The sequence below is a fragment of the Kribbella sp. NBC_00662 genome, assembly GCF_041430295.1.
In the GTDB taxonomy this organism is placed as follows: domain Bacteria; phylum Actinomycetota; class Actinomycetes; order Propionibacteriales; family Kribbellaceae; genus Kribbella.
Window position 1 is genome coordinate 7437102 of sequence record NZ_CP109029.1, and the last position, 18619, is coordinate 7455720.

An 18619-nucleotide genomic window follows, 5' to 3' on the forward strand; every position below is an offset into this window, starting at 1 on the left:
CCTGCGTCAACCTTTGCGGCGCACCTTCGGCAGATTCGGCAGATTCGGCAGATGCGGCAGGTGCGGCTTGGGCTTCCGCGCCGCGAGGACGACGGCCGGCTCGCGTTTGTCCAGGTCCGCGTGCCGCAGCAGCTCGGGGTACGTCGCCTGCGGCACCGGCGGGTACGTCGTCACGATCGCGTCGCCGGAGAACACGAAGAAGATCGCCTGACCGTCCTTGATCACCTTCAGCAAGGAGCCGTCGCGCACGGTGAGAGCGTGCTCGACCGCCTTCCGGCGCGCGGACCGCTTCGCCCACGCGGCCTGCACCGCCTGCTGCGCCGGCTCTCGCCCGTGCCGCACCGCCTCGACGACGAGCGGTCCGTACCGCACGCCGTACTTGACGATGTTCTTGGCCAGCTTGCCGCTCGGTTTCCCCGCACCCGCCATGCACCCGAGCGTACTGGCACCGGGGTTACGCGGCGGCGTTCACAAGGTCGGCGAGCTCGCGGAGAACCTGGCCGCAGCCGCGGCGCGACCGGCTTTGCCGGAGACGCGCAGCTTGGCGTACGTGTTCGTCAGATGACGCTCCACTGTGCGGACACTGAGGCTCAGCCGCTCCGCGATCGCCTCATTGGTCAGACCCGCCGCGACCAGCTCGAGGACCTCCAACTCGCGCCGGCTGAGCTCCTCGACGCCCGGCACGGCGGTGGTCGGCTTCGTCCCCAGGAAGTCGCGAAGCTCCGAGACGAAGGTTGGCCACGCCGGATCGTCCGACAACAGGATGTGGTTCGCCGATTCCAGCTCGACCAGTCGCGCGTCGGGGAGCAAGGTGGCGAGCAGCCGACCTTCACCGATCGGTACGACGCGGTCGCTCGCCGGGTGCATGACCAGCGTTCTCGTCCGCACCTGCCCGGCCGCGTCGACCACATTGATGCCACTTCGCGCGTTGTAGATCCGGACCGCGGTCGCGGCCGACGTGCAGTTCCGTTGCAGGTCGTCGTACCAGCCCATCTGTTCGGGTGTGCCGGCCGGGAGGAACAGCATGCTGAACAGGTGGCGAAAAGTGGGATCGGGATCGGTCCAGCCGGCCGAGATCGCGGCGACAAGCGCGTCCTGCAGCCGGCGTTCGCTCTCACCGCGGAGGGCTCGACCGCGCGCGTAGCCGCCGTAGAGGACCAGGTGGGTGAGCCGTTCGGGGTGACGGGCCGCATACGTGACCGCGACTGCCACGCCCGTCGAGACACCGAGCAGAGCGAACCGGTCGAGGCCCGCGGCGTCGACCACCGCCTCGAGGTCGGCCACCCAGGCGTCGAGCGAGATCTCGTCGACATCGCGATCCGAGAGCCCGCAGCCGCGTTCGTCGTACCGGATCAGCGTGTGGCCGTCCCCGAGCGCGTCGAGCCAGTGCCGCCACACCGGGCTCTCCCAGTCGAACTCCAGGTTCGTCATCCAGGTCGCCACCCGGACGATGGGCGGGCCGGAGCCGTGTACGGCGTACGCCAGTTTCACCGCATCCGGCGCCGCGCAGTACCCGACCCTCTGCCTCACCAATCGATCGTACGACCGTGCCGGCTGGGGCGGGCGTTCGCAGGCGCAGGCAGGCCTTCGCGGACCCAATTCGGAACGCCGGGTCGCGTCGGCATGCGGACATTCGCCGGGTCAGGCACCATGGACGCCGTGACCACCCCCAACCCGCGCCGTCCGATCCTGCCCGGCAACAAGTTGTTCGAGTCGCTGCCCGGTGCCGCGGACCCGGCGACCGTCACCGAGGCCGCGCACCGGACCGCCGAGCTGCTGGTCCGCGGCGTGCGGAAGTCCGAGGACGCCGAGGTGCACGCCCGGGTGGTGAAGCTCGCCGACGAGTACGGTCTCGACGAACTGGCCGAGCTGTGGTCCGACTCCCCCGCCGAGTCGCTGCCCGGGGCGCTCTGGCGGCTGTACGTACTGCGGTCCTGGGTGCACTCGAACGCCGAAGAGGTCTCCCGCGAGTTCGCCACCGGCCGCAAGTTCGCCGAGGTGCACGCCGTCGTCGCGGGCGTCGCCGAGCCGCCCGGACCGGCCGAGGTCCGCGACATGGTCGACGCGGTACTGCGGGGTGTCGCGACCGGCGATTTCGCCACCACGCTGGACCGGGCGGCCGCCTTCGCGCGGATCGTCGCGACCGGGCGGGCGCACCTCGCGGACGACGGTCACGACCGGGTGCTGTCCGCGTCGAAACTGGTCGAGACCGCAGACCAGCTGCAGACCGCCGCGCGGGCCGAACGCGCCGGACATCTGTGGTAGTTGCGTCCGGCGCGTTCGGATGTTATAGCGGAAGTTGGTGCGTCTTGAAGCCCGAGATCCCAACAGGACAAGGGGTTTGGGCACCAGTTACACTGTTCGAGGTGTCGGGCCGGTGCAAGCCCCGGGTCCCAAAATTAGCCGCTACGAGCGGCCACGCGCCGTGAGGCGCTTCCCGGTCCGGCACCTCTAACTCACCACCCCGTAGAAGTGGTTCAGCGTCTGCGTGACCGACTTCCCGTGGGTGTCCGTCAGCTCGACCTTCAGCGTGACGAACGACGTCGCCTTCAGGTTGTTGACCAGCGCGATCGCCTTCGTGCCGAGGTTGATCGTCGGGACGGTTGTCCAGGTCGCGCCGTCGTCGTACGACGCCGACACTCGCGCTGTCGTGAAGCGGCCGGCGGTGTACCACTGGCCGGACTCGGCGGTGATCGTGACCGGGAACGCCGGCACCCGCGGCGCGCGGTCGTGCAGGTCGACCGGCAGGTCGTAATCGGGGAACAGCAGCGGCAGCGGCTTGCCCGCGTCCGCCGACGAACTGCGCCACTTCCACCGGGTCTCGACCGTCGAGGGTGACTCCCACTTGTAGTCGCCACGCTGCCAGCGGATCAGGTTGTACTTCAGCTCGAGATCGGTCGCCGCGGCCGGTACGTCCCAAACGCCCTGGCCGTAGTACCCGTATTCCCCGAGCGAGATGCCGTTCGCGAACAGTTCGGTGCCACCGAGATCGAGGAAACCCTGCGACGAGAAGTGACCCGGTTGCGTGTCGGCCCAGCTGGCGAAGTTGCTCCAGATCGTGTTGCCGTCACGCGCCGCCGAAGCGTACTTCTGGCCGGTCGTCTGATCGGTCACGAGCCCCGGCCGCAGTCCGGCCTTGTACCAGCTCTCGCTGTGCCGGCTGCCCGCCCTGTACGCCGTCGCCGTCGACGTCATCAGCGTCGCGAACGGCCACGCCATCGCGTCCGAGTGCCCGACCATCTGCGACACCTTGGTGTCCTTGTCGGCGGTGACGAGATGCTGCACGCGCGTCGGCGCCGCGACCGATCCGCGATCGCCGGTCGGGATCAGGTTGATGCTCCACGGCCGCCACACGTCGACGTACTCGGAGTAGGTGTAGTCCTTGCCCGGTGTGTAGTACGTCGCATCGATTGTCGCCAGGTCGCGGTCGCGGACCCGGTGCGTCGGCTTGCCCTTCACCTGCTGCTCGTGCGTGAACGCCAGGCTGTAGAGGTACGGCGACGTCCCACCGGCCGGGGATGCGTACTGCCACCCTTCGACCACCTCGAACGTCCCGCGCCGGGCCTTGGACGTCGTACCCAGGTAGATCGACTTCACCGTGGTGCCGTAGCTGCGGCTGGACGACAGGATCCAGTTGTCGATCACCCGCCCGTAGGTCAGGCTGCCGCCTTTGCGCTGCGTCGGCCTGTCGGTTGTCACGGTCGCCTCGGCGGCGCTGCGGGCGTCGTACGTGATCGTGGTGTTCTTCGTGAGGGTGATCTCGGGATCGCCGAGAAACGCGTACGAGTCGACCAAACCGTCGGCGCCGTCGTGTGCGACGGTCGCGGCCAGCGAGTAGGTGCCGGCGCGCAGGTGCAGGGTCTGGTCGGCGCCGTCGAAGCCGACGCGCTGCGCGGCGATGCTGTCGAGATCGAAGACGTCCAGCGAGGAGATCGACGTGGCCGGTTTCCCGTCGCGGTCGATCAGCTTGAACGTGACGTCGACGTACTGGGGCTCGAGGTAGAACCCGAGCGGCGTCACCACCGTCTGCCCGCTGTTGCTCTTGGCAACCACGCGGGTGCTGATCGCGCCGTACAGGCCGTGGTCGATCGCCGTGGACGGGTCGACGGTGACGGGCAGGTCGGCGGTGCCGCCGGCCGGGATCGTCACCGACCTGCCGAAGGTGATCAGGGACGAAGGCAACGGTTTCCCGTTGTTGCCGCGGGCATCGGCTGTGACTGTCAACGCGACGGGCTCGGTGCCGTCGTTGTGGTAGGTCAGCTGCTTGGTGACCTTCTGAGCCGAGGTGTGTGGCCAGGCGAACGTGCCGAGATCGGCGGTGGCCGGACCAGTGACCTGCTGCGTCACCGCCTGCGCGACGTCGAGCTCACCGGCGCCCTGCTCGTAGATGCCGACCTTGCTCTCCGCACGTACCGAGTTCTGCAGGACCGCCTTCAGTTGCCGGCCGGTCCAGGTCGGGTGCTCCTGCTTGAGGATCGCCGCCGCACCGGCAACGTGCGGTGTCGCCATCGACGTACCGCTCATGTCGATGTACGCCGAGTCGCCGCGGCCACCGGCCCGAGCCGCGGTGATGTCCACACCGGGCGCTGCGATGTCGGGCTTGACCGCGTGGTTCGCGAGCACCGGACCGCGGCTGGAGAAGTCCGCGGTGGTCTGCGTGAGATCGGTGGCGGCGACGGTCATCGCCGACGCGGCGCAGCCCGGGCTGGTGATCACCTCGGCGGGTCCACCGAGGTTGCCCGCAGCAACGACGAAGAGTGCTCCGGATTCGGCGCTGATCCGGTCGACGGCGGCCGCCATCGGGTCGGTGCAGTCGACCGGTTCCGACGTACCGATGCTCATGCTGATCACGTCGGCGCCCTCGGCGACGGCCCATTCCATCCCGGCGATGATCCAGGAGAGGTCACCGCTGCCGGAGTCGTTCAGGACCTTGCCGGACAGCAGTTGCGCGCCCGGAGCGACACCCTTGTTGCGGCCGTTGGAGGCGACGCCCCGGCCGGCGACGGTGGAGGACGTGTGCGTGCCGTGACCGTCATGGTCGGCTACATCTGGGCTGTCGGTGAAGTTCTTCTGCTCTTTGACCGCACCGACCAGGTCCGGGTGCTCGGCGTCGACACCCGAGTCCAGTACGGCGACCGTCGTACCGGTGCCGTCGTACCCGGCAGCCCAGGCCTGCGGGGCTCCGACGTACGGGACGCTCTGGTCGAGGGTCTTGTGCACCTTCAGGTCTAGCCAGAGCTTCTGCACGTCCCGTCCGGACGACAAGGCCTGCCAGGTGTCGTGAGCACGGGTCTTGTCGGTCTTGTAGGCCGCCGCACTCACAGAGGGCAACATCCGCGTGCGAGTGGATCCGGCGGGGACAGCCTCCTGGGCGGCGCGGGCGGTCGGCTTGTAGGTCGCGATGACGGGGATCTGGTCAGTGGACGAGTCGTCGTACCCCTGCCGGATCAGACCGCTCACGTTGAACAGCGCCTGGTCCACCTTGCCGCTGTTGACGAGCCGGGCGGCGCTGTCGGGTACGACGTACAGGTCCTTGCCGACAGTCCGGGTCTCGTAACCGGAGTCAGCAGCTGCTGCGGGGAAGAAGCGCACGTTGCTGCGACCGGAGCCGGCTGGGGACACCTGCACCTTGTCGCCGGTGATCAGGGTGACGTTCTTGGTGCCGTCGACCTGGACCGGCAGCGAGGGCTCGGGCGACGAGGCGGTCGCTGGAGTGACTGGGAGGGCGAGAAGGGCGGAAAGGGCGGAAATGGCCACGCCTATCAAGGCTTTGCGCATGGGGACGAGTTCATCGCAAAACCGCCAGCGAAGGATGGGCAGTCGATGGCAAGATTGCGACAATGCGGTTACCCGCCAGGCTCTGACTCCCACTCCCCCGCCCACCGGGAGGCATCGTGCTCGACGTGCTCGGACTGGATGACTCCGAAGAACTCGCGTACCGCGCCCTCGTCGAGGTGCCGTCGTACGACGCTGCCGAGCTCGCTGCCCGACTCGGCTGTCACCCGATCGAGGCGGCCCGCTCCTTGACCGCCCTGGAGACGCTCGGGCTCGCCGCCCGGTCCAGCGGCAGCTCGGACCGGTACGTCGCCTCACCGCCGTCCGTCGCGCTGTCCGCATTGGCTGTGCAGCGCGAGGAGGAGCTGCGACGAGCGCAGCGCGAGATCGAGTCGCTGGCGGAGGTGTACCGGGGCACGGACACCGAGCGGTCGGTCAGTGACGTGGTGGACGTGGTGCGGGGAGCCAACGCGGTCGGTCAGCGGTTCGCACAGCTGCAGATGTCGGCGCGCGAGGAGGTGCTCGGCTTCGTCAAGGCAGAGATCGCGGTCGTGCCACCCGAAGACAACAAGGAGGAGGACGCCGCCGTCACACGGGGAGTGCGGTACCGCGTGCTGATCGAGCGGAGCGCGTTCAACCGGCCTGGGTTCTTCGCGGCCGCATCCGACTCGTTGAACGCCGGCGAGGAGGTCCGCGTCGTACAGGAGCTTCCGATGCGGCTGCTGATCGTTGACCGACGGATCGCGCTGGTGCCGTTGCTGTCCGGAGCGGGCGGCAACATCGGCGCACTGATCGTGCACAGCAGCGGCATGCTCGACGCACTGCTCGCTCTGTTCGACCGTGTGTGGCGTGACGGGCTTCCGCTCGTACTGGGCTCGAACGGGATGGCCGAAGGCCTGACTGACGGATTGCCCGATCTGGACGCCCGCATCCTCGGCCTGCTCCTCGCCGGCCTCACCGACCAGGCCGTGGCCAACCAACTCAACCTGTCCATGCGCACGGTCCAGCGCCGCGTCCGAGCCTTGATGGACCTCGTCTCCGCCGACACCCGCCTCCAGCTCGGCTTCCACGCGGCCCGCCGCGGGTGGATCTGAGCCGTTCAGGGTCGGATCCGGGGATAACCCCCTGTCGGTCCCGGGCGAACGCGAGCAGACTCGGAGCAGTTTGTCGACCGGTCGTCTGGGGTGGCCGCTGATCAGCCAGGGAGGGCGATCGGCAATGGAGGGGACAGTCAGCGAAGTCATCGAGGTCGTGGATGCGAAGGATCTGGTCCGCGTCTACGGCGAAGGCGATACCGCAGTGCACGCGCTGCGCGGCGTCGGCGTACGGATCGAGCCCGGGCAGCTCACGGCCGTGATGGGGCCGTCCGGTTCGGGCAAGTCGACGTTGATGCACATCCTGGCCGGGCTGGACCGGCCGACGTCCGGCTCGGTCAAGATCGACGGTATCGAGATCACGACGCTCGGTGACGACGCGCTGACCAAGCTGCGTCGTCAGCACATCGGCTTCATCTTCCAGTTCTTCAACCTGCTGCCGATGCTGACCGCCCGCGACAACATCCTGCTGCCGCTGACGATCGCCGGCGCGAAGCCGGATCCGGAATTCTTCGACGAGCTGGTCGGCCGGGTCGGTCTGGCCGACCGCCTCGAGCACCGGCCGGCCGAGCTGTCCGGCGGCCAGCAGCAGCGGGTCGCGATCGCGCGGGCCCTGGTGTCACGGCCGACCGTGGTCTTCGCCGACGAGCCGACCGGCAACCTCGACTCCCGGACCAGCGGCGAGATCCTCACGCTGATGCGGTCCTCGGTCGAGGAGTACGGCCAGACCACGGTGATGGTGACGCACGACGCCAAGGCCGCCGCGATGGCCGACCGCGTGCTCTACCTGGCCGACGGCGAGATCGTGAAGGAGACCGGCCGGTCCAACCAGCACGAGATCCTCCAGATCATCGACACGCTGGACCTGCAGTGATCAAGTTCGCGCTCCAGGGCCTGCTGGCCCGCAAACTCCGTACGGCGCTGACCGCGATCGGCGTCGTGCTCGGGGTCGCGCTGATCTCGGGCACCTACGTGCTGACCGACTCGATCACGTCCGCGTTCGACTCGATCTTCACCCAGAACTACAAGAACACCGACGCCGCGATCACCGGCAAGAACGCGTTCGACGCGTCCCAGGACGGGACCGTGACCGCTCCCCCGTTCGACGCCGGCCTGCTCACGAAGGTCCGCGCGCTGCCCGAGGTCGGTGCGGCCGGCGGCTCGGTCAACGGTGAGGCGCAGCTGATCGGCAAGGACGGCAAGTCGATCGTCTTCGGCGGCGCCCCGAACCTCGGTTTCAGCGTCGACCCGACGCTGCCGCAGTTCAACTCACTCACCCTGGTCTCGGGTGCTTGGCCCAGTGGCGACCAGGTCGTGATCGACACGAAAACCGCCAAGGAGAAGGGATTCGCGACCGGCGACACGATCGGCGTCCAGGCCCGCGGCGCGGCCGTGCAGATGAAGATCTCCGGGCTGGTCGAGTTCGGCGCGGTGTCGTCGATCGGCGGTGCGACGCTGGCCGGGTTCGACCTCGGCACGGCGCAGCGGTTGTTCGACAAGACCGGCAGGCTCGACCAGATCCTGATCGCGACCAAGTCCGGGACCAGCGAGCAGCAGCTGCTCGACGCCGTACGGCAAATCTTGCCGGAGGCAACGCAGGTCCGGACCGCGGACGAACAGGCCAAGGAGGACGCGGCCGGTACGTCGAGCTTCCTGAGCTTCCTGCAGACGTTCCTGCTGGTGTTCGGCGGGATCGCCCTGTTCGTCGGCTCGTTCGTGATCGCGAACTCGCTGTCGATCACGATCGCCCAGCGCACCCGGGAGTTCGCGACCCTGCGCACGCTCGGTGCCTCGCGGCGGCAACTCCTCGGCACGGTGGTGCTGGAAGCGTTCGTCACCGGCTTGGTCGCGTCGGTGGTGGGGCTGTTCCTCGGGTTGGCGATCGCTACCGGGTTGTTCAAGCTCTTCGACGCGGTCGGCTTCACACTGCCGAACAACGGGCTGGTGTTCCGGACCCGGACGATCGTGGTCGCGCTGATCGTCGGCGTACTGGTCACTGTTCTGGCAAGCCTGCGCCCGGCGTGGCGGGCGACTCGGGTGCCGCCGATCGCGGCCGTGCGCGAGGGCGCAACGCTGGCTCCCGGGCGGCTGAATCGCTATCGGCCAGTGGGTGCTGCGCTGCTCGCCGCGGGCGGTATCGCGCTGGTGCTGGTCGGATTGTTCGCGGACGGACTCTCGACCAAGACGCTGCTGACGTTGCTCGGCGCCGGGGTGTTGCTGCTGTTCATCGGCATCGCTTTGTTCTCCTCGCGTCTCGTCCGGCCGCTGGCGGCGGTGTCCGATCCGATCGCGCGCTGGTCGGTCGTCGTACTGACCGCTCTGATCTGGCCGTTCGTGCTGGTGCCGTTGTGGGCGATACGACGACTGTTCGGTCGGCGTACCGAGTTCCCCGGCGTACTGCCGGACGGGCCGGCCGTGGCCATCGGCGGACAGAACAGCCGTCGGGATCCACACCGGACGGCATCCACCGCGGCGGCGCTGATGATCGGGCTGGCCCTGGTCACGCTGGTCGCGACGCTGGGTGCGGGTCTGATCAGACCGTTCGAGCAGGCCGTCGACGGGATCTTCAGCGCCGACTACGCGATCACCGCGCAGAACAACTTCAGCCCGCTGCCGCCACCGGTCGCCGCGGAGGTCGCGAAGGTGCCCGGGGTCGAGAAGGTCACCAGCGTGCGCGGCGGTCAGGCCAAGGCGTTCGACAAGACCATCACGATCACAGCGGTCGACCCGGAGGCGCCGGAGCTGCTCACCTTCGACTGGCGCTCCGGATCGCAGGCGTCGCTCGGCGAGCTCGGCACCGACGGCGCGATCGTCGACGCGGCGTACGCCGACAGCCACGCGCTCGTCCTCGGGTCGCGCTTCGCGATGGAGACGGCCACCGGGAAGACCCTGCAACTGCAGGTGAAGGGCGTGTTCCGCCCACCGGCGGGCGGCTCGCCGTTCGGGAACGTGACGATCTCGACGGCCACGTTCGACGCGACCACCTCGCAGCCGTTGAACCTGTACACGTTCGTGAACATGAGCGGCGGCGTGACCGCGGCGAACACCGCGACCCTGAACGATGCCCTGCGGACGTTCCCGAACGCCAAGGCCCTGACGCGGGACGAGTTCAAGAAGGCGCAGACCGACAGCATCAAGAGCATCCTGAACGTGCTCTACGTGCTGCTGGCGCTGTCCGTGCTGGTCAGTCTGTTCGGCATCGTCAACACGCTCGTGCTGACCGTCTTCGAGCGGACCCGCGAGCTCGGCATGCTGCGCGCGATCGGCCTGACCCGCGGCCAGGTCAAGCGGATGATCCGGCAGGAGAGCGTGATCACCGCGCTGATCGGCGCGGTCATCGGGATCGTCCTCGGCCTCGTGCTCGCATCGCTGCTGGCCGCGCGGCTGGACGAGATCTCGTTCACCATTCCGGTCGCCCAACTGGTGATCTTCGCCGTCGTCTCGGTGGTGGTCGGGATCTTCGCCGCGATCTGGCCTGCCCGTCGCGCCGCCAAATTGAACCCATTGGAAGCGCTCCAGTACGAATAGCATGATCGGCTCCGCTCCGTAGCCGGCTGGACACCTACCGGCTACGTTCGCGAGGGTGTGGGTACTCCTGCGGCAGACAGCCTCGGGACTATCCGCCCACAACCCCTCCGGAAGGAACCCCTCATGCGCCGCCTTCCCCGCGCACTGCTTCCGTGCGCGCTGATCGCCGGGCTACTGCTTCCGGCCGCCCCGGCCTACGCCCACCGTGCCGATTTCGACATCCAGGCCCACCGCGGTGGGCTCGGGCTCACCGTGGAGAGCACGATCGCCTCGTTCTCACACGGTCTCGAGCTCGGCGTCAGCACGCTGGAGCTCGACGTCCAGATCACCCAGGACGGGTACGCCGTCGTCACCCACGACCGGAAGGTCGACGGCAAGAAGTGCCGCGACACCGCGCCGTACACACCGGGCGACCCCGAGTACCCGTACGTCGGCAAGTTCATCAACACGTTGTCGCTGAAGCAGGTCAAGCAGCTCGACTGCGGCTCGCTGCCGCAGTCGAACTTCCCCGAGCAGCAGCCCGACCCGGGCGCTCGGATGCCCGAGCTGCGTGACATCTTCACGCTGGTGCACCGCTACCGCGCGTACGGCGTGAAGCTGAACGTCGAGACCAAGGTCGAGGCCGGTGCCCCGACGGAGACCGCTCCGCGCGAGCAGTTCGTCCAGGTGGTCGCCAGTGAGATCCGCAAGGCGAACATCGCCCGCCAGGTGACGATCCAGAGCTTCGACTGGGGTTCGCTGATGCGGATGCACCAGGTGATGCCGCAGCTGCCGCTGGTCGCGCTGGACAACTTCGACTTCCTGCAGGTCGGCAAGCCCGGCAAGTCGCCGTGGCTGGGCGGGATCGACATCGACGACTTCGGCGGCGACCCGATCAGGGCGGTCAAGTCCTTCGGCGCCTCGGCGATCTCGCCCGTCGACGGCTTCCCGCAGGGCGGCAAGATCACCGACCCGGCGTTCCGCCCGTACTTCAGCAAAGACACCGTGAAGGCGGCGCACAAGGCCGGTCTGAAGGTCATCCCGTGGACCGTCGACGATCCGGCCACGATCAAGTGGTTCGTCGACCAGGGCGTCGACGGGATCATCAGCGACTACCCGGACCGCGTGCGCGACGTCGTACGGTCCGAAGGGATCCGGCTCCCGCAGGCGTACGACGCTCCCGCCGTACGGGCGTTGCCGTCGGCGCATGCGCACAACGACTACGACCACCGGCGGCCGTTGCAGGATGCGCTCGACCGCGGGTTCAACAGCGTCGAGGCCGACGTCTGGCTGGTCGACGGTGAACTGCGCGTCGCACACGACCTCGCCGACGCCAAGCCCGGTCGCAACCTGGAGAGCCTCTACCTGAAGCCGCTGGCGGATCGGGTCCGGCAGAACCACGGGCAGGTGTACAAGCACGGCCGTGACTTCCAGTTGCTGATCGACATCAAGAGCGACGGCCCGTCGACGTACGCCGCCGTCCACCAGGCACTGACCAAGTACCGCGGGATCAGCACGATCTTCGTCAACGGCCGCGTGCACGAGGGCGCTGTCACCTCGGTGATCAGTGGCAACCGTCCGCTGGACGACATGAAGGCGCAGAACGTCCGCTACGCCGGGTACGACGGCCGCCTGGGCGATCTGCATTCCGGTATGCCGGCGTCCTTGATGCCACTGGTCAGCGACAACTGGTCCAACGTGTTCACCTGGCGCGGCGTCGGCCCGATGCCGGAGGCCGAGAGGACCAAGCTGCGCGACATCGTCGTCAGCGCTCACCACGCCGGCTACAAGGTGAGGTTCTGGGAGACTCCGGACACCCCGGGCGCGTCCCGCGAGGCGCTCTGGCGCGAACTGGTCGCCGCGAACGTCGACTACATCAACACCGACGACCTGCACGGTCTGGAGGACTTCCTACGCTGACTTGTGTGAGGGCGGTGAAGTCGCCGCCCTCACGAAACGCGTTGCGCTGCTTGATCGCACCGTTGCCGTCGGTGAGCGCGCGCTGGAGTCCGTCGTCGACCAGCTCCAGCGCGTCGAGCTCCTGCAATGCCGGTTCGACGTGTTGCCGCAGCCTCTTCAGGAGTTCGGCCACCGGCATCGGTTCGGCGGTGCGAACGTCGACGCCGTTCGCGGTCAGGCCGTCACGGGCAGCCAGCCAGTACGCGGCCCGCAGTACCTCAGGCTCGAGCCTCGGGCCCTGACTGCCGTCCTCCAGCGCTGTCATCACCAGTGCACGGACGAGTGTGGCCAGGAGAACGGTCTCGTCAACGGTCAGTGGTACGTCGCTGACCCGCACCTCCACCGTCGGCAGGTGGGTGGACGGGCGGATGTCCCAATAGACCATCCGCTCGTCGATGAGCGTGCCCGCGGCCAGATGCATGCTCACCAGAGCGTCGAAGTGTTCCGGCGACTCCAGGTACGGCGGTGGGCCCGCGCACGGCCACCGGGTCGTCATCAGCCACCGCCAGCTCGCGAAGCCGGTGTCACGACCCAGATAGATCGGGGAGTTCGCGGTGAGGGCCAGGAGCGCCGGGAGCCATGGCCGTACGTGATTGCTGGCTCTGACAGCGGCCTGCTTGTCCGGGACCTCGACGTGGACATGACACCCGCAGACGCCCTGTTCACGCGCCAGCAGCCCCCAGCGCAGCGCCAGCTCCTGGTAGCGCGGCTTGTTGGTGATCGCCTGGGCCGGCTTGCCTTGCGGTGGCACTGCAATGGCAAGCAGCCGGGCGCCCTCCGCCGCGGCGGCGCCGGCGAGCTCGGCACGCATCGTATCCAGGTGCCTACGCAACTCGCCGGCCGTCTGACAGACCGGCGAGTTGATCTCCACCATGGCGCGCGTCAGCTCCAGCTCTACGTCTGGCAGGTCCGCCACGACTGCCTTGCTGCGCGGCAGTGGATCACCGGTGGCGGATACCAGCATGAGCTCTTCTTCTACTCCGAACGACGGAACCCTCACGCCGGCCAGGTACCCATGGCCTAAGCTCTCCGGCGTGAGTCTGCCTGTTGTCACCGCGACCCGGTACGTGCTGCCGTTGCGTGAGGGCGGGTCGTTGCCTGGTGTTGTCGAGGGCAACGATCTCGGCACCTACGTGATCAAGTTCCACGGCGCCGGCCAGGGCCCGAAGGCGCTCGTCGCCGAGGTCATCGTCGGCGAGCTGTTCCGCCGCCTCGGCCTGCGGGTGCCGGAGCTGAAGCTGATCCAGCTCGACCCGGCGATCGGCAAGTCCGAGCCGGACTTCGAGATCCAGGAGCTGCTGATCCGCAGCGCCGGACTCAACCTCGCCGTCGATTTCCTCCCCGGCTCGTTCGGGTACGACGGCTCGGCGGGCAACCCCGGTGACGAGGCGATGGCCCGGATCCTCTGGCTGGACGCGTTCGTCGCGAACGTGGACCGGTCGTGGCGCAACACGAACCTGCTGGTCTGGCACAAGGACCTGTGGCTGATCGACCACGGCGCCGCGTTGTACTTCCACCACTCGTGGATGTCCGCGGAGAAGTTCGCCTCGCTGCCGTACGACGCGTCCGACCACGTGTTCTCGGTCGCGGTCCCGGGCGTCGCCAAGGTCGACGCGGAGCTGGCCGCGGCGATCACACCCGAGCTGTTGACGGAGGTGATCGAGCTCGTGCCGGACGAGTGGATCGCAGACGGTGATCGGGAGCGGTACCTGGGGCACCTGCTGGCGCGGCTGGGGAATCGGGCGGCCTGGGTGCCGGGAGGTGCGCGGTGATGGCACCTTTCGACTACGTGATCCTGCGCGCCGCGCCGCGCATCCAGCGGGGTGAGTTCATCAACGTCGGCGCGGTGCTCTACTGCCGCGCACTGGACTACCTGGGCGCCGGCTGGGACGTGAAGCCCGAGCGTTTGAGGGCGCTGGACCCAGCAGTCGACGTGGACGTCGTGTGCGCGTCACTGGATCAGATTCGGGCGATTTGTGCGGGTGAGGCGGCTGGAGGACCGGCAGCCGGCACCACGATCAGCGAGCGGTTCCGGTGGCTGGCTGCGCCTCGCAGTACCGTCGTACATCCCGGACCGATCCACAGCGGGATCACTGAGGATCCCGCTGCGGACCTGGAGCGGTTGCTCGACGCCTTCGTGCGTTAGGCCAGTGCTTCGGACACGACCTCGCGGGCCTGTTCGAAGACCTGCTCCAGGTGTTCGGCGCCCTTGAAGGACTCGCCGTAGATCTTGTAGAGGTCCTCGGTCCCGGAGGGGCGGGCGGCGAACCACGCCGACTCGGTGGTGACCTTCAGCCCACCGATCGCGGCTCCGTTGCCCGGTGCTTTCGTCAGCCTGTCCACGATCGGCTCGCCGGCCAGCTCGGTCGCCGTGACCGCGTCTGCGGACAGGGCCGACAGCTTGGCCTTCTGCTCGCGTGTGGCAGGTGCATCCACCCGTGAGTACGCCGACGCACCGAACCGATCCACCAGCTTCGCGTGGGCCTTTGACGGCGTCTCCCCCGTCACAGCGGTGATCTCACTGGCCAGCAACGCCAGCAGGATCCCGTCCTTGTCGGTCGTCCACACCGTGCCGTCGAAGCGCAGGAAGCTCGCTCCGGCCGACTCCTCACCACCGAAGCCGACCGAGCCGTCGATCAGCCCAGGCACGAACCACTTGAAGCCGACCGGCACCTCCCACAGGCGACGACCCAGATCGGCGACCACGCGGTCGATCAGCGAAGACGACACCAGCGTCTTCCCGACGGCGACGTCCGCACTCCACTGGCGGTTGCTGAACAGGTAGGAGATCGCGACGGCCAGGTAATGGTTCGGGTTCATCAGTCCGGCGTCCGGCGTGACGATGCCGTGCCGGTCCGCGTCCGCGTCGTTCCCGGTCGCCACGTCGTACTTGTCCCGCTGCGCTACCAGCGAGGCCATCGCGTACGGCGAGGAGCAGTCCATCCGGATCTTGCCGTCGTGGTCCAGCGTCATGAACGACCAGGCCGGATCGATCCGCGGGTTCACCACGGTCAGGTCGAGACCGTGCCGCTCGGCGATCGCGGACCAGTAGTCGACACTCGCACCACCCAGCGGGTCGGCGCCGATCTTCACACCGGCATCGCGGATCGCCGCGAGGTTGACCACGGACGGGAGGTCGTCGACGTAGTGCCCGACGAAGTCGTAGTCGCCCGCCTGCTGACGGGCCTGCGCGAACGGCGTACGGCGTACCTCGCGGTTGCCCCCCGCGATCAGCTGGTTGGCACGGTCCGCGATCCACTTGGTCGCGTCGGAGTCGGCCGGACCGCCGTGCGGCGGGTTGTACTTGATGCCGCCGTCGCGCGGCGGGTTGTGCGACGGCGTGATGACGATGCCGTCCGCGTCCGCGCCGGCGCCACGGTTGAGCCGCAGGATGGCGTGCGAGACCGCAGGGGTGGGCGTGAGCCGGTCGGCGCTGTCCACGAGCGTCTGTACGTCGTTGCCGGCCAGCACCTCGAGCACGGTGCGCCAGGCCGGCTCCGACAGGCCATGACTGTCCCGGCCGACGAGCAGCGGCCCCGTCGTACCCTGACCGGCCCGGTACTCGCAGACGGCCTGGGTGATCGCCAGGATGTGCGCCTCGTTGAAGGCGCCGTCGAGACTCGAGCCGCGATGTCCCGACGTACCGAAGACGACCTTCTGGGCCGGATTGTCCACGTCCGGCGTGATGTCGTCGTACGCCGCCAGCATGGCATCGACGTCGACGAGGTCCTCGGGCTGAGCGGGCTGGCCTGCGCGTGGGTGCATGACCACATGCAACCACAAGAGCATCATTGACCGTACGGCGTGAGCAACTGGTCGACGGGAGCGAAGTCGTCGGTCAGCACCGGCCCGTCAGTGCTCGGCTGATCCAGGATCTCCATCCCCGGCTCGAGCCGGCTGTTGATCGCAGGTACGTCGATCGGCCGGTCCGACCCGATCAGCACGAAGTTCCCGCCGGTGCCGCTCTTCCGCGCGATCATCGCGGCGTACGGGAACACCGCCTGCAGCGTCCTGACCTCTGCCTTCGCGAATCGGGTCGGCCCGTGGTCGATGACGTTGATCAGGTAGATCCCGTCCGGCCGCAGCACCCGGCGTACGTCGGTGATCAGCTCGCGAGTGGTGAGGTGCCACGGCACGGACTGCCCGCTGAACGCGTCCATGATGACCAAGTCGCGGCTGTCCGTGGCCTCGGACCGCACGCCGAGCCGGCCGTCCTGCACCGTCACGGCCAGGTCGGGTCCGGTCCGTACTCCGAGCTCCTTCTTGTCGAGCTCCACGACCGCCGAGTCGATCTCGTACACCTGGTGCTTGCTGCCGGGCCGGGTCGCCGTCAGGTACCTCGGCATCGTCAGGCCGCCACCGCCCACGTGCAGCACGTCCAGCGGCTTCTCAGCCTGCCAACTGCCGTTGATCGCCGCAGCGAAGTTCTTGATGTACTCGAACTCCAGATAGGTCGGATCGTCCAGGTCGACGTACGAGTGCCGTAGCTGGTCGAGGTACAGCGTCCGTCCACCCTCACGACCGGGGTCCGCGACCACTCGGGCGCAGTGGTACGCCGTCTCGACCTCACAGGGACGTGGCGCGACCACGGTCAACGTGGCGCCGATGACCGCGAGGGCGACCGGCTTCACCGCTGCCTGCACGCCACGGAGCAGGAAGGTCAGTGCGGCACCGACGACGACCAGCGCGGCGCCCAGCGTCAGGATGATCGTGCTGATCGGTACGGTGGCGACGAACACGAATCCGGTCAGCACAGTGCCGACGATGCCGCCGACCGTCGCGTACGCGGACAGTCTGCCGACGACAGTGCCGGTCTGCTCCAGCGTGGACAGGCGCAGCTTGGTCACCATCGGTGTGACGGCTGCCAGCAGCGACGCGGGCGCGAACAGTGTGACGGCGAGGACGAGGAACACCATGTCGTTGGCGAGCGCCTGGCCGGTCCACCGCACCACCGGGAGAATGAGCATCACCAATGCGCCACCGAACAGGATCAGCGGGCCAAGGGTTCGCTGCGGCGGCACCACGTCGGCGAACTTGCCACCGAGCGCCGCACCGGTCGCGATCGCAGCCAGTGCGACTCCGATGACCGCGGTGTTCGTCTCCAGCGTCAGCCCGATGTACGGCGCGACCAGCCGGAGCGAGACGAGCTCGAGCACCATCACGGCGGCGGAGCTCCCGAACGCCAGTGCAATCGCCAGCTTCTGACCGACCGGACCAGCTTCGCCCTTGCCCATCGCGTCACCCTATCGGTGCAATGTAGACGTGATGGACCCAACGAGAAGTGCGGAGCTTTACCACGCCGGCCGTGAGCGGATGGCAGACGCGGTCCGCGACCTCAGCCTGGAGGACCTCGATCGTCAGGTGCCCGCCTGTCCGCAGTGGAGCGTGCACAGCCTGATCTCGCACCTCACCGGTGTGGCGGCCGACTTCGTGGTCGGCAACGTCGTCGGTGCGCCGCGCCCGCCGTGGACCGCAGTACAGGTCGAGAGGCGCCGCAACCTGCCGATCTCGGAGGTACTGGACGAGTGGGCCACTGTCGGACCACAGCTGGAGAAGCTGATCGTCGACGGCACCACCTCTCATCCGCTGGTCTGCAACCCGTACGTCGACGCTGCAGTCCACGAAGCCGACCTGCACGGCGCCATCGGCAGCGGCCGCCCGCCTACTGAACTCTGGCTCGCCACGCTGGACTGGATGCTCGACCAGCCAGGTCCGCTGACCGTCATCACACCGGACGGCACCTACTCGGCCGGCTCCGACGGTCCGACTGCTGTGGCTCACACCAGCTCTTACGAACTGTTCCGGGCCATCTTCGGCCGCCGCAGTACCGCGCAGATCCTGGACTGGGAGTGGGACTCACCGGAGCACGCCACGAGCTGGAGCAGCGAGCTCGCCAGGCTCCCGCAGACCTCGGTGCCGTTGAACGACTAGACCTCGTCCAGCCTGGCGATGAGAGTCTTCGGAGCGATCTGGCGATAGGCGTTCTCGACCAGGTCCTCGAAGTGCTCCCAGTCGACATCCACGTCCAGGTACACGCCTAGCCAGCCGCGGTGGCCGACGTACGGCGGCCGGTAGAAGTGCTCCGGGTCCTCGGCGACAAGCGCCTCCTGTACGCCGGGTGGCGCCGCCATCCACACACCGAGGCGGTCGTCGTGGTGGTGGTCGGCGTACATCACGAACACCTTCTTGTCCCGCACGAACCAGGTCGGCTCGCCATGACTCGGCCGCTCGGTCGCCTCGGGCATAGCCAGGCACAGGCGGCGTACGCGTTCGAGAACGTCCAT

15 protein-coding genes are annotated in these 18619 nt (G+C 68.2%); 8 read left to right on the top strand and 7 right to left on the bottom strand.

Going from position 1 to position 18619, the window contains the following annotated elements; genetic code table 11:
• Window positions 1–6 precede the first annotated feature (6 nt).
• The gene (locus tag OHA10_RS36620) at window positions 7–429 is read right to left on the bottom strand and encodes a hypothetical protein (RefSeq protein ID WP_371403379.1); all 423 of its coding nucleotides are present in this window, start codon (window positions 427–429) and stop codon (window positions 7–9) included.
• Between the two features lie 39 nt (window positions 430–468).
• Window positions 469–1530 carry an alpha/beta fold hydrolase gene (locus OHA10_RS36625; protein WP_371403380.1) on the bottom strand — a complete coding sequence of 354 codons (1062 nt, stop codon included), beginning with the start codon at window positions 1528–1530 and terminating at the stop codon, window positions 469–471.
• A gap of 120 nt (window positions 1531–1650) precedes the next feature.
• Between OHA10_RS36625 and OHA10_RS36630 the strand changes: the two genes are divergently transcribed.
• Complete coding sequence (locus OHA10_RS36630) at window positions 1651–2265, top strand: hypothetical protein (RefSeq protein ID WP_371403381.1); 615 nt, start codon at window positions 1651–1653, stop codon at window positions 2263–2265.
• 186 nt (window positions 2266–2451) lie between these two features.
• Here OHA10_RS36630 and OHA10_RS36635 read toward each other — a convergent pair whose 3' ends face one another.
• Window positions 2452–5757 carry a S8 family serine peptidase gene (locus OHA10_RS36635; protein WP_371403382.1) on the bottom strand — a complete coding sequence of 1102 codons (3306 nt, stop codon included), beginning with the start codon at window positions 5755–5757 and terminating at the stop codon, window positions 2452–2454.
• A 137-nt stretch (window positions 5758–5894) separates the two neighbouring features.
• Here OHA10_RS36635 and OHA10_RS36640 point away from each other — a divergent pair, with 137 nt between their 5' ends.
• The 4 genes from OHA10_RS36640 to OHA10_RS36655 all read left to right on the top strand — a co-directional run bounded on the left by OHA10_RS36640 (window position 5895) and on the right by OHA10_RS36655 (window position 12296).
• Entirely contained in the window at window positions 5895–6869 is a 975-nt protein-coding gene (locus tag OHA10_RS36640; RefSeq protein WP_371403383.1) for a helix-turn-helix domain-containing protein, read from the top strand.
• 124 nt (window positions 6870–6993) lie between these two features.
• A complete protein-coding gene (locus OHA10_RS36645; RefSeq protein ID WP_371403384.1) occupies window positions 6994–7743 on the top strand; it encodes an ABC transporter ATP-binding protein in 750 nt (249 codons plus the stop codon).
• Entirely contained in the window at window positions 7740–10397 is a 2658-nt protein-coding gene (locus OHA10_RS36650) for an ABC transporter permease (RefSeq protein WP_371403385.1), read from the top strand. Before OHA10_RS36645 ends, OHA10_RS36650 begins: the two co-directional genes overlap by 4 nt.
• A gap of 123 nt (window positions 10398–10520) precedes the next feature.
• Entirely contained in the window at window positions 10521–12296 is a 1776-nt protein-coding gene (locus tag OHA10_RS36655) for a glycerophosphodiester phosphodiesterase family protein (protein ID WP_371403386.1), read from the top strand.
• Here OHA10_RS36655 and OHA10_RS36660 read toward each other — a convergent pair.
• Window positions 12253–13389: a glutamate--cysteine ligase gene (locus OHA10_RS36660; protein WP_371403387.1), complete on the bottom strand. Its 1137-nt coding sequence runs from the start codon at window positions 13387–13389 to the stop codon at window positions 12253–12255. The two genes, OHA10_RS36655 and OHA10_RS36660, sit on opposite strands and share 44 nt — an antisense overlap.
• Between OHA10_RS36660 and OHA10_RS36665 the strand changes: the two genes are divergently transcribed.
• Together OHA10_RS36665 and OHA10_RS36670 are read left to right on the top strand one after the other, a co-directional pair.
• Entirely contained in the window at window positions 13370–14107 is a 738-nt protein-coding gene (locus OHA10_RS36665; RefSeq protein ID WP_371403388.1) for a HipA family kinase, read from the top strand. The two genes, OHA10_RS36660 and OHA10_RS36665, sit on opposite strands and share 20 nt — an antisense overlap.
• A complete protein-coding gene (locus tag OHA10_RS36670; protein ID WP_137257705.1) occupies window positions 14107–14481 on the top strand; it encodes a DUF3037 domain-containing protein in 375 nt (124 codons plus the stop codon). Before OHA10_RS36665 ends, OHA10_RS36670 begins: the two co-directional genes overlap by 1 nt.
• On the opposite strand, the gene pgm is transcribed toward OHA10_RS36670, so the two are convergent.
• Both pgm and OHA10_RS36680 read right to left on the bottom strand, forming a co-directional pair.
• Window positions 14478–16100, bottom strand: coding sequence for a phosphoglucomutase (alpha-D-glucose-1,6-bisphosphate-dependent) (pgm, locus tag OHA10_RS36675; protein ID WP_371403389.1), 1623 nt, complete (start codon window positions 16098–16100; stop codon window positions 14478–14480). The two genes, OHA10_RS36670 and pgm, sit on opposite strands and share 4 nt — an antisense overlap.
• Window positions 16101–16123: 23 nt before the next feature.
• Window positions 16124–17569: a fused MFS/spermidine synthase gene (locus OHA10_RS36680; protein WP_371403390.1), complete on the bottom strand. Its 1446-nt coding sequence runs from the start codon at window positions 17567–17569 to the stop codon at window positions 16124–16126.
• Window positions 17570–17600: 31 nt separating this feature from the next.
• Between OHA10_RS36680 and OHA10_RS36685 the strand changes: the two genes are divergently transcribed.
• Window positions 17601–18266 carry a maleylpyruvate isomerase N-terminal domain-containing protein gene (locus tag OHA10_RS36685; RefSeq protein WP_371403391.1) on the top strand — a complete coding sequence of 222 codons (666 nt, stop codon included), beginning with the start codon at window positions 17601–17603 and terminating at the stop codon, window positions 18264–18266.
• Here the strand turns inward: OHA10_RS36685 and OHA10_RS36690 are convergent.
• Entirely contained in the window at window positions 18263–18619 is a 357-nt protein-coding gene (locus tag OHA10_RS36690; RefSeq protein ID WP_371403392.1) for an MmcQ/YjbR family DNA-binding protein, read from the bottom strand. The genes OHA10_RS36685 and OHA10_RS36690 overlap by 4 nt on opposite strands.

Coding starts and splice junctions, on each gene's coding strand:
- OHA10_RS36685 (WP_371403391.1), top strand. CDS start 17,601: ATGGACCCAACGAGAAGTGCGGAGCTTTACCACGCCGGCCGTGAGCGG.
- pgm (WP_371403389.1), bottom strand. CDS start 16,100: ATGCACCCACGCGCAGGCCAGCCCGCTCAGCCCGAGGACCTCGTCGAC.
- OHA10_RS36645 (WP_371403384.1), top strand. CDS start 6,994: ATGGAGGGGACAGTCAGCGAAGTCATCGAGGTCGTGGATGCGAAGGAT.
- OHA10_RS36630 (WP_371403381.1), top strand. CDS start 1,651: ATGGACGCCGTGACCACCCCCAACCCGCGCCGTCCGATCCTGCCCGGC.
- OHA10_RS36680 (WP_371403390.1), bottom strand. CDS start 17,569: ATGGGCAAGGGCGAAGCTGGTCCGGTCGGTCAGAAGCTGGCGATTGCA.
- OHA10_RS36690 (WP_371403392.1), bottom strand. CDS start 18,619: ATGGACGTTCTCGAACGCGTACGCCGCCTGTGCCTGGCTATGCCCGAG.
- OHA10_RS36655 (WP_371403386.1), top strand. CDS start 10,521: ATGCGCCGCCTTCCCCGCGCACTGCTTCCGTGCGCGCTGATCGCCGGG.
- OHA10_RS36620 (WP_371403379.1), bottom strand. CDS start 429: ATGGCGGGTGCGGGGAAACCGAGCGGCAAGCTGGCCAAGAACATCGTC.
- OHA10_RS36670 (WP_137257705.1), top strand. CDS start 14,107: ATGGCACCTTTCGACTACGTGATCCTGCGCGCCGCGCCGCGCATCCAG.